Source organism: Cedecea sp. AS113 (assembly GCF_037152415.1).
Taxonomy (GTDB): Bacteria; Pseudomonadota; Gammaproteobacteria; order Enterobacterales; family Enterobacteriaceae; genus Cedecea.
This window is the reverse complement of record NZ_JBBCMI010000008.1, coordinates 132,411-146,912: the sequence shown is the minus strand read 5'-3', so window position 1 is coordinate 146,912 and position 14,502 is coordinate 132,411. Positions and strand designations below refer to the sequence as shown.

At 54.7% G+C, this 14,502-nt stretch carries 15 protein-coding genes and 1 pseudogene; 9 read left to right on the top strand and 7 right to left on the bottom strand.

Annotation, left to right across the window (positions count from 1 at the left end):
• The first annotated feature begins 110 nt into the window (after positions 1-110).
• The 4 genes from nlpI (at position 111) to mtr (ending at position 4,502) form a co-directional block, all read left to right on the top strand.
• Entirely contained in the window at positions 111-995 is an 885-nt protein-coding gene (gene nlpI, locus WFN87_RS11880) for a lipoprotein NlpI (RefSeq protein WP_008454770.1), read from the top strand.
• A 110-nt stretch (positions 996-1,105) separates the two neighbouring features.
• Positions 1,106-1,183 (top strand): protein YrbN, encoded by a 78-nt coding sequence (gene yrbN, locus WFN87_RS11875; protein WP_099458804.1) that lies wholly within the window; start codon positions 1,106-1,108, stop codon positions 1,181-1,183.
• Positions 1,176-3,104 carry a DEAD/DEAH family ATP-dependent RNA helicase gene (locus tag WFN87_RS11870; RefSeq protein WP_008454769.1) on the top strand — a complete coding sequence of 643 codons (1,929 nt, stop codon included), beginning with the start codon at positions 1,176-1,178 and terminating at the stop codon, positions 3,102-3,104. Before yrbN ends, WFN87_RS11870 begins: the two co-directional genes overlap by 8 nt.
• Before the next feature lie 153 nt (positions 3,105-3,257).
• A complete protein-coding gene (gene mtr, locus WFN87_RS11865; protein ID WP_336982908.1) occupies positions 3,258-4,502 on the top strand; it encodes a tryptophan permease in 1,245 nt (414 codons plus the stop codon).
• A gap of 41 nt (positions 4,503-4,543) precedes the next feature.
• Here mtr and WFN87_RS11860 read toward each other — a convergent pair whose 3' ends face one another.
• From WFN87_RS11860 to ubiU, 3 genes are all read right to left on the bottom strand, one after another.
• Complete coding sequence (locus tag WFN87_RS11860; protein WP_336982909.1) at positions 4,544-5,551, bottom strand: luciferase-like monooxygenase; 1,008 nt, start codon at positions 5,549-5,551, stop codon at positions 4,544-4,546.
• Positions 5,552-5,694: 143 nt separating this feature from the next.
• On the bottom strand, positions 5,695-6,573 hold the full coding sequence (locus WFN87_RS11855; protein WP_442892771.1) for a U32 family peptidase: 879 nt from the start codon (positions 6,571-6,573) through the stop codon (positions 5,695-5,697).
• 8 nt (positions 6,574-6,581) lie between these two features.
• Positions 6,582-7,577, bottom strand: a complete 996-nt coding sequence (gene ubiU / locus WFN87_RS11850) for a ubiquinone anaerobic biosynthesis protein UbiU (protein WP_008454763.1) — start codon at positions 7,575-7,577, stop codon at positions 6,582-6,584.
• Positions 7,578-7,832: 255 nt separating this feature from the next.
• Between ubiU and ubiT the strand changes: the two are divergent.
• Positions 7,833-8,356: pseudogene (gene ubiT, locus WFN87_RS11845) on the top strand (ubiquinone anaerobic biosynthesis accessory factor UbiT).
• Entirely contained in the window at positions 8,350-8,853 is a 504-nt protein-coding gene (locus WFN87_RS11840) for a GNAT family N-acetyltransferase (RefSeq protein WP_336982911.1), read from the top strand. The pseudogene ubiT and the gene WFN87_RS11840 overlap by 7 nt, the downstream one beginning before the upstream one ends.
• Here WFN87_RS11840 and WFN87_RS11835 read toward each other — a convergent pair.
• Positions 8,850-9,143 carry a GIY-YIG nuclease family protein gene (locus WFN87_RS11835; RefSeq protein WP_008454758.1) on the bottom strand — a complete coding sequence of 98 codons (294 nt, stop codon included), beginning with the start codon at positions 9,141-9,143 and terminating at the stop codon, positions 8,850-8,852. The two genes, WFN87_RS11840 and WFN87_RS11835, sit on opposite strands and share 4 nt — an antisense overlap.
• A gap of 53 nt (positions 9,144-9,196) precedes the next feature.
• Between WFN87_RS11835 and WFN87_RS11830 the strand changes: the two genes are divergently transcribed.
• Positions 9,197-9,625: a YhbP family protein gene (locus tag WFN87_RS11830; RefSeq protein ID WP_039298129.1), complete on the top strand. Its 429-nt coding sequence runs from the start codon at positions 9,197-9,199 to the stop codon at positions 9,623-9,625.
• 20 nt (positions 9,626-9,645) lie between these two features.
• Complete coding sequence (locus WFN87_RS11825; protein WP_008454746.1) at positions 9,646-10,299, top strand: NAD(P)H-binding protein; 654 nt, start codon at positions 9,646-9,648, stop codon at positions 10,297-10,299.
• 140 nt (positions 10,300-10,439) lie between these two features.
• Here WFN87_RS11825 and WFN87_RS11820 read toward each other — a convergent pair whose 3' ends face one another.
• Positions 10,440-10,970, bottom strand: a complete 531-nt coding sequence (locus WFN87_RS11820) for an NAD(P)H-dependent oxidoreductase (RefSeq protein WP_336982912.1) — start codon at positions 10,968-10,970, stop codon at positions 10,440-10,442.
• A 120-nt stretch (positions 10,971-11,090) separates the two neighbouring features.
• Between WFN87_RS11820 and WFN87_RS11815 the strand changes: the two genes are divergently transcribed.
• Positions 11,091-11,444: a winged helix-turn-helix transcriptional regulator gene (locus WFN87_RS11815; protein WP_336982913.1), complete on the top strand. Its 354-nt coding sequence runs from the start codon at positions 11,091-11,093 to the stop codon at positions 11,442-11,444.
• 30 nt (positions 11,445-11,474) lie between these two features.
• Here the strand turns inward: WFN87_RS11815 and nrdG are convergent, their stop codons facing one another.
• Both nrdG and nrdD read right to left on the bottom strand, forming a co-directional pair.
• Complete coding sequence (gene nrdG, locus WFN87_RS11810; RefSeq protein WP_166995040.1) at positions 11,475-11,939, bottom strand: anaerobic ribonucleoside-triphosphate reductase-activating protein; 465 nt, start codon at positions 11,937-11,939, stop codon at positions 11,475-11,477.
• A gap of 154 nt (positions 11,940-12,093) precedes the next feature.
• Complete coding sequence (nrdD, locus tag WFN87_RS11805; RefSeq protein ID WP_008454740.1) at positions 12,094-14,229, bottom strand: anaerobic ribonucleoside-triphosphate reductase; 2,136 nt, start codon at positions 14,227-14,229, stop codon at positions 12,094-12,096.
• Between the last annotated feature and the right edge of the window lie 273 nt (positions 14,230-14,502).

The following is a 14,502-nucleotide window of genomic DNA, read 5'->3' as shown; positions in this document are numbered from 1 at the left end:
CAATTAAGCTCTCCATGGTGACATGGAGAGCTGTTTGTTACGGGACAGGATGTCTCGTTTGCAGCCGGGGGACAGGACGTTCATCCATTTGTTGTCTTCGGGAGTAGGAAATGAAGCCTTTTTTGCGCTGGTGTTTCGTTGCGACAGCTATCACGCTGGCCGGATGCAGCAACTCTGCCTGGCGTAAGAACGAAGTATTAGCGGTGCCATTGCAGCCTACGCTGCAGCAGGAAGTGATTCTGGCACGCATGGAACAAATACTTGCCAGTCGGGCTTTAACCGATGACGAACGCGCACAGCTTTTATATGAGCGCGGAGTGTTGTATGATAGCCTCGGTCTGAGGGCTCTGGCGCGGAATGATTTTTCACAAGCGCTGGCCATCCGTCCCGATATGCCTGAAGTATTCAATTACTTAGGCATTTATTTAACGCAGGCAGGCAATTTTGATGCTGCCTATGAAGCGTTTGATTCTGTACTTGAGCTTGATCCAACTTACAACTACGCGCACTTAAATCGCGGTATCGCCCTCTATTACGGTGGTCGTTATCGTTTAGCGCAAGATGATCTGCTGGCGTTTTATCAAGACGATCCCAACGATCCTTTCCGTAGCCTGTGGCTCTATATTGCTGAACGCAATTTGGACGAAAAACAGGCCAAAGTGGCGCTACAACAGCGTCTCGAGAAATCGGATAGAGAGCAATGGGGATGGAATATTGTCGAGTTCTACCTGGGCAACATTAGCGAAAAAGAGCTAATGGAACGCCTCAAGGCGGACGCAACGGATAACACCTCGCTCGCTGAGCATCTCAGTGAAACCAACTTCTATTTAGGTAAGTACTACCTAAGTCTGGGGGATAAGGACAGCGCCAAGGCACTGTTCAAGTTAGCGGTTGCTAACAACGTACACAACTACGTTGAGCATCGTTATGCATTGTTGGAATTAGCGCTCTTGGGCCAGGAGCAAGACGACCTGGCAGAATCGGACCAGCAATAGCTGACGAACAACGATCGTCCCATAAACTTTTTAACTAAAGTCATCACCTTCACGGGTGAGGGCGTTTTTGTTCGTTAATCAATCAAATTTGAGCCGGTTCACACTTTTCAATGAAAATTGCAGATCAATTTCACGATGAGTTACGTAGACTGGCCGCCATCAACGAGGCACATGTACTACATGACTGATATCATCGAAACCACTTTTTCTGATCTGGGGCTGCACGCCTCCATCATTCAGGCCCTGAACGATCTGGGCTACGAAAAGCCATCACCCATTCAGGCTGAGTGTATCCCACACCTGCTGAATGGCCGCGACGTTCTGGGTATGGCCCAGACCGGTAGTGGTAAAACCGCAGCGTTCTCTCTGCCGCTGCTGAACAACCTCGATCCTGAGCTGAAAGCACCGCAAATCCTGGTGCTGGCCCCGACCCGCGAACTGGCGGTTCAGGTTGCTGAAGCCATGACGGATTTCTCTAAACACATGCACGGCGTGAACGTTGTTGCCCTTTACGGCGGTCAGCGTTATGACGTGCAGCTGCGCGCTCTGCGTCAGGGACCACAGATTGTTGTGGGTACCCCAGGGCGTCTGCTTGACCACCTGAAACGCGGCACTCTGAACCTGTCCGGCCTGAAGGGTCTGGTCCTGGACGAAGCGGACGAAATGCTGCGTATGGGCTTCATCGAAGACGTTGAAACCATCATGGCGCAGATCCCGGCTGAACATCAGACCGCGCTGTTCTCTGCCACCATGCCGGAAGCGATTCGTCGTATTACCCGTCGCTTCATGAAAGATCCTCAGGAAGTGCGCATTCAGTCCAGCGTGACTACTCGCCCGGACATCAGCCAGAGCTTCTGGTCTGTTTATGGCATGCGTAAAAACGAAGCGCTGGTTCGTTTCCTGGAAGCAGAAGACTTTGATGCGGCGATTATCTTCGTTCGTACCAAAAACGCGACTCTGGAAGTGGCTGAAGCGCTGGAGCGTAGCGGTTACAACAGCGCCGCGCTGAACGGTGACATGAACCAGGCGCTGCGTGAGCAGACCCTGGAGCGCCTGAAAGATGGTCGTCTGGATATCCTGATCGCCACCGACGTTGCGGCCCGTGGCCTGGACGTGGAGCGTATCAGCCTGGTTGTTAACTACGACATCCCGATGGACTCCGAGTCTTACGTTCACCGTATCGGCCGTACCGGTCGTGCTGGCCGTGCTGGCCGTGCGCTGCTGTTCGTTGAGAACCGCGAGCGTCGCCTGCTGCGCAACATCGAACGCACCATGAAGCTGACGATTCCTGAAGTAGAACTGCCAAACGCAGATCTGCTGGGTGAGCGTCGTCTGGCTAAATTCGCCGCTAAAGTTCAGCAGCAGCTGGAAAGCAGCGATCTGGATCTGTACCGCGGCCTGCTGGCAAAAATTCAGCCTTCCGCTGAAGAAGAGCTGGACATCGAAACGCTGGCTGCAGCACTGCTGAAAATGGCTCAGGGTGAACGTCCTCTGATCCTGCCACCAGATGCACCGATGCGCCCACGTCGCGAATTCAAAGAGCGTGACGATCGCTTCGAACGTCGCGGCGACCGTAATGACCGTGGCCCACGTGGCGACCGTCCAGAGCGTGGTGGTGAAGATCGTCCGCGTCGCGAACGTCGTGATGCTGGCGATATGGAACTGTACCGCATTGAAGTGGGCCGTGATGATGGGGTTGAAGTTCGTCACATCGTTGGCGCTATCGCTAACGAAGGCGACATCAGCAGCCGTTACATCGGTAACATCAAGCTGTTCGGGACCCACTCCACCATCGAGCTGCCGAAAGGCATGCCGGGTGAAGTTCTGCAGCACTTTACCCGCACTCGTATTCTGAACAAGCCGATGAATATGCAACTGCTGGGTGACGCGCAGCCTCGTCCAGAGCGCAGTGGCGAACGCCGCGGCGGTCGTGACGGCGGTGGCCGTGGCTTCGGCGGCGAGCGTCGTGAAGGCGGTCGTGGCCCACGTCGCGAAGGCGCTGGTGCCGGTGCTGGCCGTAGCTTCAGCGGTGAACGCCGTGAAGGTGGTCGTGGCCCGCGTCGCGAAGACGGAGCTGCAACCGCTCGTCGTCGCTTCGGTGATGCATAATTGACCTATAATCTGCCGTATTATTTTTAAACGGCAGTGATAAAAGCCCCGGTTATTGCAATCGGGGTTTTTTTTATCCCTTTTGTACTCATGTACTGGTACAATGAACCGCATAAGACAATTTCGTCGTGCTCAGTTTTTCAGGGATTCGATATGACAACGTTAACCGCCCCCGGCACAAAGCCTTCGTTAATTGGCGGGGTGATGATCATCGGTGGGACAATCATTGGTGCAGGGATGTTTTCGCTCCCGGTGGTGATGTCGGGGGCCTGGTTCTTTTGGTCGCTGGCTGCGCTGGTCTTCACCTGGTTCTGCATGCTGCATTCCGGGCTGATGATCCTGGAGGCGAACCTGAACTACCGCATCGGCTCCAGCTTCGACACTATCACTAAAGATCTGCTGGGGCGCGGCTGGAACGCGATCAACGGCCTGTCGATTGCGTTTGTGCTTTATATCCTGACTTACGCCTATATTTCTGCCAGCGGCTCCATCCTGCATCATACGTTTTCAGAGATGTCGCTGGACGTGCCGGCTCGTCTGGCGGGGCTGGTCTTTGCGCTGGCTGTGGCGTTTATCGTCTGGCTGAGTACCAAAGCGGTTAGCCGCATGACGGCCATTGTGCTTGGTGCCAAAGTCATCACTTTCTTCCTGACCTTCGGCAGCCTGCTTGGGCACGTCACGCCAGTAACGCTATTTAACGTGGCGGAGAGCAATGCCTCCTACACGCCCTATTTATTAATGACGCTGCCGTTCTGCCTGGCCTCTTTTGGCTATCACGGCAATGTACCTAGCCTGATGAAGTATTACGGCAAAGATCCTCGCACCATTATTCGCTGCCTGGTTTACGGCACGCTGATGGCGCTGGGGCTCTATACCATCTGGCTGCTGGGAACGATGGGGAATATTCCACGCCCTGAGTTTATTGGCATCGCGGAGAAGGGCGGCAACATTGACGTGCTGGTGCAGGCGCTGAGCGGCGTGCTCAACAGCCGAAGCCTGGATTTGTTACTGGTGGTGTTCTCGAACTTTGCGGTGGCGAGCTCATTCCTCGGCGTCACGCTGGGGTTGTTCGATTACCTGGCGGATCTGTTTGGGTTTGACGATTCCGCACTGGGGCGTTTGAAAACGGCACTGCTGACTTTCGTCCCGCCGATTGTCGGTGGCCTGCTGTGGCCGAACGGCTTCCTGTATGCGATTGGCTATGCGGGACTGGCGGCGACGATCTGGGCGGCCATTGTCCCTGCGCTGCTGGCGAGAAAATCACGTAAACGCTTTGGCAGCCCGAAATTCCGCGTCTGGGGTGGCAAGCCGATGATCGTCCTGATTCTGATCTTTGGCGTGGGCAATGCGCTGGTACACATCTTGTCTACCTTCGACGTCCTGCCGGTCTATAAGTAAATGCTAACGGGCCCTCCGAGCTGAGAGGGCCCCACACCACGTTAGCCTAAAAGCTCTTCTTTCACCTGCATGGCCAAATCGAACGAATGTAAGCGCGCCTGGTGATCGAAAATCTGGCCGTTAACCATAATTTCATCCGCTTCAGTTTCGCGCAGAACGGACTCCAGGCCGTGGCGCACCTTCGCTTTATCCCCCACCAGAGACATGCTCAGTGCCTGCTGAACCCCATATTGCTCAGAGGCAGACCAAAGCTGGTGCATATTCTCCACCGGTGGTGGAAGCTGCCCGGTTTCACCGCGACGGAGGCGAACAAAAGCCTGCTGCATGGAAGTAAACAGGAACTCGGCATCGCGGGTGCTGTCTGCCGCCACGATATTGATGCAGACCATCGCGTAAGGTTTTGCCAGCCGCTCGGACGGCTTGAAGTTTTCACGGTAGAGCTGCAGCGCCCGGAACAGCATATCTGGCGCAAAGTGCGAGGCAAAAGCAAACGGCAGGCCCAGCTGTGCCGCTAGTTGAGCACCGTACAGGCTGGAGCCTAATAGCCAGACCGGTACCTTTTCGCCATAACCCGGCACGGGGCGTACATGCGGGTTCGGATCGCGGGCATCAAACCAGTCCACCAGCTCAGCAACATCCCGGGGGAAGTTATCCACGTCGCCGCTCATATGGCGTCGCAGCGCCCTCATGGTCGGCTGATCGCTGCCCGGCGCACGACCAAGTCCGAGATCGATACGCCCCGGATAAATCGCATTGAGGGTACCGAACTGCTCGGCAATCACCAGCGGTGAATGGTTCGGCAGCATCACACCGCCGGAACCTAAATGCAGCGTGGTGGTATTCGCGGCCAGGTAACCAATCAGCACCGAGGTTGCCGCGCTGGCAATACCGACCATATTGTGATGTTCCGCCAGCCAGTAGCGATGGTAGCCGCGTTTTTCGGCCAACCGGGCGAGATCCAGAGAGTGGGAAAAAGCCTCCTGCGCCGAGGAGCCTTGAGGGATCGGCGCTAAATCCAGCACCGAGAAAGCAACATTTTTGTCAGTCATAACCGCTCACTTTAGTTACAGCGTAGTCATCAGATTGAAGGTCTTCTTCCAGCCTGGCGCAGGAATACCGCGCCGGCCAGAAAAGCTGCACTTTTAATAGTGCATTAAACGATGACCAAATTTGTTAACAAAGTGAGCTATTATCAGGCCCGAAGCTCCAGCCCGGCGACGCGTCGCCAGTAGCCGTTACAGTCGCTGCGGTTGGCCAGCGGCAGCGGTGCGCTACCGTTCTCATTAGCGCGGAAGGCGTTCAAAATATCCAGCGTCCCTAAGCCCATGGGGGACAGACGAACAATATCCACCAGCCCTTTCATCGACGTCAGCTCATTGCCGAGGTTATAGACATAGCCGCTCATGGTCTGAATGCCGTTCAGCACAAAGACCTGTTGCTGCTCCTGAGAGCGCATATCCCGGCCATTGGGGTACTTAATGCAGCACGTTTCGCATTCGTCCTTGGCGCGGTCTTCGGAGCGGGCGGTAAAGCAGCGGGCGGAATAAGCCAGCGGCAGATGGCCATAGCTCAGCACTTCCACTTCGAATTTGTCACGAATGCCGAGCTCATCGCACTGGTTGAGCATATTGGCTAACCAGTCGCGGGAAAGCTCGACCGGCATACACCAGCGCGTCATGCCCTGTTTTAATAACAGGCGCAGCGTCACGGCGTTATAGCAGTTGAGCGCATGCCCGGCGACAAACGGCAGTTTGCGCTCGGCGGCCATATTCACGCTGCCGATATCATTGGCTTCAATCAGAAAGTCGCCGTTTTCTACATAGCGCTTCAGTTCCCCCAATTCTGACGGAGCCTGCACCAGCGCCAGCGTGGAAAGCACCACCTGCTTGCCCTGGCCTGCGAGCATTTTCGCCATATCCAGCCAGTCGCCAACTTTGGTTGCCCGGCGCTTGCTGCATACCGCTTCACCCAGGTAAATCACATCGGCCCGGCTTTTCGCCGCGGCCTGATAAAACTTTTCCAGCGTCTCTTTTGGCCAATAGTAAAGCACCGGCCCTAATGAATATTTCATGCTTTTCCCTACTGCCATTTGCGGTGATAGGCACCAAGCGTTGTTTGCGTGCCTTCGGCCATAGATCCCAGGGTCTCCATCCAGGTAGGTTGGGCCTGGTAGCCTTTGGGATCGGCCATACAGCGATCGATAGCCTGGCGCCAGACTTTTGCCACCTGAGTCACATAAGCCGGACTGCGCTGGCGGCCCTCGATTTTCACCGACGCAATATTGGCGGCGAGCAGCTCCGGCAGCAGTTCGAGCGTGTTAAGGCTGGTGGGTTCTTCCAGCGCGTGGTAAGGCCTGTCGTCAACCAGATAACGCCCTTTGCAGAGGGTGGGATAGCCCGCATTTTCGCCGTCTTGATAGCGGTCAATCAGCACGTCGTTGAGACGGGACTCCAGCCCCTGGGACGTCTGTTGCCAGCGTACAAAGCGAGCGGGGGAGCAGGCACCCACGGTATTGGGCGACTCGCCGGTAAGGTAAGACGAAAGATAGCAACGCCCTTCCGCCATAATGCACAGGCTGCCAAAAGCGAAGACTTCCAGCGGCACCGGCGTGACGCGAGCGAGCTGTTTGACCTGATGAATAGAAAGCACGCGCGGGAGCACCACGCGGGCAACATCGAAGTGGCGATGATAAAACCGGATCGCTTCTTCATTGGTGGCCGAAGCCTGCACCGATACATGGCGCTCGATGTGTGGATAGCGCTCAGCGGCATATTCCAGCATGGCTAAATCTGCCAGGATCAGCGCATCGGCACCCAGTTGGGCGGCCATATCAACCGCCCGCTGCCAGCGGGAGTAGCCGTCCGGGTGGGCAAAAGTATTGATGGCAATATGCAGCTTACGGCCGCGAAGATGCACGTAGCTGACGGCTTCCTGCAGCTTTTTCTCGGTGAAATTAAGACCAGCAAAATGACGCGCATTGGTATCATCTTTCAGGCCGATGTACACCGCATCTGCACCGTTATCGATGGCCGCTTTCAACGCCGGAAGGTTTCCGGCCGGGCAAAGCAACTCCATATTTTATCCTGAATCATAGGGGGCATGAATACGTGCCCGCGCTGCACAGGGACGGGCAGCATAATTGTTAACGAACCGGGATTTTAGTTAACCTGTCGGCGACAATTTTTGATTTGGGGCAGAGAAAGGCGTATTGCTTAGTGTCGCCGCCGCCAATTCGGCCCCTCAGCAACCTGCGGAATTGTTGATTTGGCGCGCCATCGGGAATTGTCGTTATGGCAAAATAGCGACAAATCTTTTAAAGGAGTTAAACCCGTGTTCGATAAACTGCGTTCTCGCCTGGTTCAGGCTGGTCCTTCTTTGCTGCGGGTTCCGGTCAAGCTAACCCCTTTTGCCGTTAAGCGTCAGGTCCTGGAGCAGGTGCTGGGCTGGCAGTTCCGTCAGGCGCTGCAGGATGGCGAGCTGGACTTTCTGGCAGGCCGCTGGCTAAGTATTGAAGTACGCGATCTGGGCCTGAAGTGGTTTACTTCCGTTGAGGACAATAAGCTGCTGGTGTGCGACGATGCACCTGCAGATGTGAGCTTTAGCGCTGAGGCCAACGATCTGTTGCTGATCGCCGCTCGCAAGCAGGATCCTGATACCCTGTTTTTCCAGCGTCGTCTGGTCATTGAAGGCGACACGGAACTCGGGTTATATGTGAAGAATCTAATGGATGCCATTGAGCTGGATGCCATGCCTAAACCGCTGCGCATCCTGCTATTACAGCTGGCTGATTTTGTTGAGGCGGGTTTGAAACACAACGCCGCCCTGAAGGTAATTCGATAGGTGAGCCATGTTAATTCGTGTAGAAATTCCCATTGATGCACCCGGCATCGACGCGCTGCTGCGCCGTTCCTTTGAAGGTGAGGGTGAAGCTGAGCTGGTGAAAGCACTGCGGGAAGACGGGCTGTTAACGCTGGGTCTCGTCGCCACCGACGATGAAGGGCTGGTGATTGGCTACGTGGCCTTCAGCCCGGTCGCTGTAGAAGGCGAAGAGCTGCAGTGGGTGGGGCTTGCACCGCTGGCGGTGGATGAGTCGGTTCGCGGGCAGGGCATTGCCAAACAGCTGGTATACGAAGGGCTGGATTCTCTGAATGAGTTTGGCTATGCCGCCGTGGTCACGCTGGGTTCGCCGGAGATGTATGGTCATCTTGGCTTCCAGCCTGCGGCCCGTTACGATCTGCGCTGCCGCTGGCCTGGCACCGAAGCGGCATTCCAGGTTCATCCGTTGGCGGATGATGCCCTGAACGGCGTCAGTGGCCTGGTAGAATATTCTGACCACTTCAACACCGTTTAGCGAGTTTCCCCTTGAAGGCTTGTCAGCAGGTCTTCAAGGGCTACCTTGCCCACTACCAGCCGCTCTTTCTCGGCCTTGCTCAACTGTTTAATTCGGTATTCGGCCCGCAGCGCCAGCGACCGGTTGCCCACCACCTGACTAAATACCAGATCCAGCTCCCCCTTGCCGCGCAGCGCCTTGGCTCCTTTCCCTGACTGATGCTGGGCAAAGCGGCGAGCTACGTCGGTGGTGATGCCGGTATAAAGGCGGTTATCGGGGCAGCGAATTAAATAGAGATACCAGGGAGTCATAGGGCGGGCGCATAATTAACATTTGTCGCAGAGTAACACTGTTCAGGATGACGATGGAATCACTCAATGCCATCAGCCGCTGGCTGACAAAACAACATGTTCTCAGCTACTGCGTGGGCAGTGGGCACTCGCTTTGGTGCGCGAACGCGTTTTACATTTTCGACCCTGAACGCGTGGCCTTTTATCTGTTGAGCGAGACTTCATCCCGCCACGGTGAGCTGATTGGGGAGCAGGCCCCGGTCGCCGGGACGATAAACGGCCAGCCCAAAACCGTGGCGCTTATCCGGGGCGTACAGTTCCGGGGGGAAATTCGTCTGCTGGCGGCAGAAGAAGCGGCTGACTTTCGTATTCGCTACCTGAAGCGTTTCCCGATAGCCAAAGTCATGTCGGCCCCGATGTGGGAAATTCGGCTCGATGAGCTAAAAATGACGGACAACACGCTCGGCTTCGGGAAAAAGCTACACTGGCTACGTGACGAGTAAATTCATTCTCAGGAGGCAGTATGAGTCGTGTTCTGATCGTCGGCGCCACGGGGCTTGTGGGCGGCCATTTACTCCGCCTGCTTAGTCAGGACTCGCGCGTTACCTCGATTGTGGCACCCACCCGCCGTCCGCTGCCGGTAGCGCTGAACAAGGTTGTTAATCCACACGATCCACAGCTGTCAGACGCGTTCGCGCAGGTCACGGAACCGGTTGATACGGTCTTTTGCTGCCTGGGTACAACACTTCGTGAGGCCGGCAGCAAAGAGGCGTTTATCCTGGTCGATTACACACTTGTCGTTGACGCCGCTCTTACGGGCCAGCGGCTTGGGGCAAAACAGATGCTGGTGGTCAGCGCGCTGGGCGCGAACAGCCGCTCGCCGTTCTTCTACAACCGCGTGAAGGGGGAAATGGAAGATACGCTGATAGCGCAAACCTGGCCGCGTCTGACTATTGCCCGCCCCTCAATGCTGCTGGGACATCGCCAAACCCGTCGCTTAAACGAAGTCGTCATGCTGCCGATTTTTAAAATGCTGCCCGGCAATCTCAAAGCCATTGAATCGTTGGACGTGGCAAAAGCCCTGCTTTTTGAAGCGTTCAACCCCGTTCGGGAAGGAGTAACGATTGTTAATTCTGCCGAACTACGAGAACGCGCTCAGTACTATGCCGTGGAGTAATTATTCCAGAGAGCTTATGTGGCATTATTTACGTTGGTTTTGTAAATAAAAGCCACATTATTACGTGGCTTTTTAATAGCAAAGGCATGCCGCTCAATAAACTATTGAGAAGATAACTGTCAGGTGTTAAAGGCTAAATATTAAAAGGACTGCAGGTAATCAATATATCCTTTAGCACTGCTTTCCAGTTGCTGGGCGGAAACTTCATATTCGGCGCCATAAAATGCGTAGAAAGGCTGATAATCCGCTTCGACATATTTCGCGGTCATTTCAAACGGCAGAAGTATTTCCTGTAACGAATGCTGATAGCGGCCGTCAGGGGAAAAATCCTCCTCTTTGATGCCGGCACTCACTGCCAGTGCGAACTTACGGCCTCTGAGCTTATGCCCGCTGGTAGAGCCGTAGGCCCAGCCATAGGTAAAGACCTCATCCAGCCACTGCTTTAACAACGGTGGGCTGTTAAACCAGTACAGCGGAAATTGCAGAATAATTTTATCGTGTTGTTCAATCAGTTTCTGCTCCCTTTCCACATCAATAACGCCATCTGGATAAGCCTGATAAAGATTGTGGACGGTATATAACGCTGGATGATTTTCTAATTCACTTATCCAACGCTTATTAATTTTAGACTCATTAATATTCGGATGAATAACAACAATTAACGTCTTCATGGTTAATTCCTCTTGAGGTCGCTGTCCATTATCGTTTGTTTGATGTTTGCATCATAGGGAGCTTTAAATTAAAGTACAATACTGTCATTGTTGATATGTACTATACCAAAGGATAGTGTTATGAGCGAAAAGGCTGTGCCGGATTCTTGCGCATTTATGGGCGACACGGGCTTTGCCTACACGCTGTCGCTGGTGAATGGGAAATATAAAATGATCATTCTCTATGCGCTGGCTGAGCATAAGCCGGTGATTCGCTTCAACGAGCTCAAGCGCAGCATTGAGACTATTTCGTTCAGAACCCTGAGCCTGACGCTGAAAGAGCTGGAGAATGACGGGTTGATTATCCGGAACGAATATCCGCAAATTCCACCCAAGGTAGAGTACAGCCTTTCAGAGCGTGGTAAGTCGCTGATCCCGGTGTTGGATATGATGTGTGAATGGGGAAACGTACACCGCTATGATATGCTGCAGTGAAGCTCCCCGCCTGCTATCGGGAAGCCTGATTTAACGCAGATGATGAACGACCTGGTTACTGCTGCCTCGCCAGATAAGCGCCGGATCTTTTAAATCCTGAACAAACTTACCGTCCACCAGCACGTTGATTAACGCTACCACTTCCTGCTGTGCGGCGTTCAGTTCATCGATCTTATATCCCGTCCACACCCAGATGTCCTTGCCCGGGCATTCGGCACGCACGCGCTGCACCAGCTTTAGAATCTCGGGCACGTTCTGCGGATGCAGCGGATCGCCGCCCGAAAGCGAGATTCCCTGGCGCTTAACGCGGGTGTCGTTCAGGTCGGTAATAATGCGATCGGCCATTTCTGCGGTAAACGGCATGCCCGAATTTACGCGCCAGGTGCTTTTGTTGTAGCAGCCGGGGCATTCATGCACGCAGCCTGAGACAAACAGCGTGCAGCGAGTGCCGGGGCCATTGACGATGTCGACGGGGTAGTACTGGTGATAATTCATTTTCGCATCTCAATTGACGCCATAGCTGTCTCACTCACCCCGGCCCTCTGTCACAGGAGAGGGAGAAAACTAGCGCGCGGCGTAAGTATTTACACAGACTGTTCCCTCTCCCCTTAGGGGAGAGGGTTAGGGTGAGGGGAGTTCGCTTTATGGCTTAACCGATCTGCCCGTTGCCCAGGTGCTTCACGCGGCGCTTAACTTCTTCCTGCTTGCCGGCGTTAAACGGACGTGCGTCCGGGCTGCCGAGATAACCGCATACGCGGCGGGTAACCGACACGCGCGCCGCATCGTGGTTACCGCATTTCGGGCAGGTAAAGCCCTTGCTGGTACATTCGAACTCGCCGGTGTAGCCGCACTCGTAGCATTCATCGATTGGCGTATTGGTGCCGTAGTAAGGCACGTGCTTGTAGCTGTAATCCCACACATCTTCCAGCGCCCGCAGGTTGTGCTGGATGTTCGGGTACTCGCCGTAGCAAATGAAGCCGCCGTTAGCCAGAGGTGGGTAAGGTGCTTCGAAATCGATTTTGTCGTAAGGATTCACCTTTTTCTCCACGTCGAGGTGGAAGCTGTTGGTGTAGTAGCCTTTGTCGGTAACGCCAGGCACGACGCCGAACTCAGCGGTATCCAGACGACAGAAGCGGTCGCACAGGTTCTCACTTGGCGTGCTGTAGAGGCTAAAGCCGTAGCCGGTTTCTGCCTTCCAGCTGTCGGTGGCTTCGCGCAGACGAGCCACGATAGCAACAGCTTTCTTACGCAGGGCTTCGCTGTCATACACGTGCTGATTACCGAACAGGGCGTTCACCGTTTCGTGGATGCCGATGTAGCCCAGGGAAATGGACGCCCGGCCATTTTTAAAGATCTCAGACACGTCGTCGTCGGCCTTCAGGCGCACGCCGCAGGCGCCTTCCATATAGAGGATCGGGGCCACTCGGGCTTTGACGCCTTCCAGGCGGGCAATGCGGGTCATCAGCGCTTTACGCGCCAGCAGTAAGCGTTCGTCCAGCAATTTCCAGAAGGTGGCTTCATCCCCTTTGGCTTCCAGCGCAATGCGCGGCAGGTTCAGGCTGATCACGCCGAGGTTGTTACGCCCGTCGTGGATCTGCTCGCCGTTTTCTTCGTATACGCCGAGGAAGCTGCGGCAGCCCATTGGCGTTTTAAACGAGCCGGTGACTTTCACCACCTGATCGTAATTAAGAATGTCCGGGTACATGCGTTTGGACGCGCATTCCAGTGCCAGTTGCTTAATGTCGTAGTTGGCGTCGCCGAACTTATGGTTCAGACCGTCCTGGATCGCAAAGACCAGTTTTGGGAACACCGCGGTCTTGCGATTTTTACCCAGGCCGGCGATGCGGTTGCGCAGAATCGAAGTCTGGATCAGGCGTGATTCCCAACGGGTACCGAGGCCAAAACCAAAGGTGACAAACGGCGTCTGCCCGTTGGCGGTATGCAGGGTATTCACTTCGTATTCAAGGGACTGGAAGGCGTCGTAGCACTCCTTCTCGGTGCGGGAGTGAGCATATCCCTCCGCGTCGGGGATCTGCCACTCTTCAGCAATTTTACGGTGCTTGTTAAAGCTTTCGGTCACAAACGGGGCCAGCACTTCGTCGATGCGGTTGATGGTGGTTCCGCCGTAAATATGGCTGGCAACCTGGGCGATGATCTGCGCGGTAACCGCCGTTGCGGTAGAAATGGATTTTGGCGGTTCGATCTCGGCGTTACCCATTTTAAAGCCGTGGGTCAGCATACCTTTGAGATCGATAAGCATGCAGTTGAACATCGGGAAAAACGGAGAGTAGTCGAGATCGTGATAGTGAATATCGCCGCGCTCGTGCGCGAGCACCACGTCGCGCGGCAGCAGGTGCTGCTTGGCATAGTGCTTGGCGACGATCCCGGCCAGCAGGTCGCGCTGAGTGGGGATCACTTTACTGTCTTTGTTAGCGTTCTCGTTGAGCAGGGCGGAATTAGTCTGCTCAACCAGGCCACGAATTTCCTGGTTCAGGCGGCCACGCTTCTCGCGCTCAATATCGCGGTCATGGCGATACTCAATATAGGCGCGCGCCAGCTGCTTGTAGTTTCCGGCCATGAGCTGGTTTTCCACGGCGACCTGGATCTCGCCGATGTCGACCTGGCTGCGACCGGCCATCTGCTGACTGACGATATCTGCGACGGTGGCGCAATAGTCCGCGTCATCGACTCCCGCTGCTTTAGCTGCACGCAGAATGGCTTCTCTGATGCGCTCTGAAGTGAAAGGTACCTTGCACCCGTCTCTTTTCATCACATGCGGTGTCATGATTTCTCCGTTTATTTTTAGGTTATCCACAAATGTAGGGGGATCTCCGGGAGCTCGTAGCCAGTTGTCCTGTCAAAATTTCCCGAAAGTTGGCCCTTTTTATCCACAGATAATCCCCAAGCTTATCCTGAGGGCGTTGTCGTTATAATAGTCGATGAATACAACATGTAGGGCCGGGGTGCATTCTAAGTTCTATATATAGTGATTTGCATCAAACATGTTTGCGATTTTATTGATTCAGAACAAAGTAAATCGGGGGCGGTAGAAACGGCG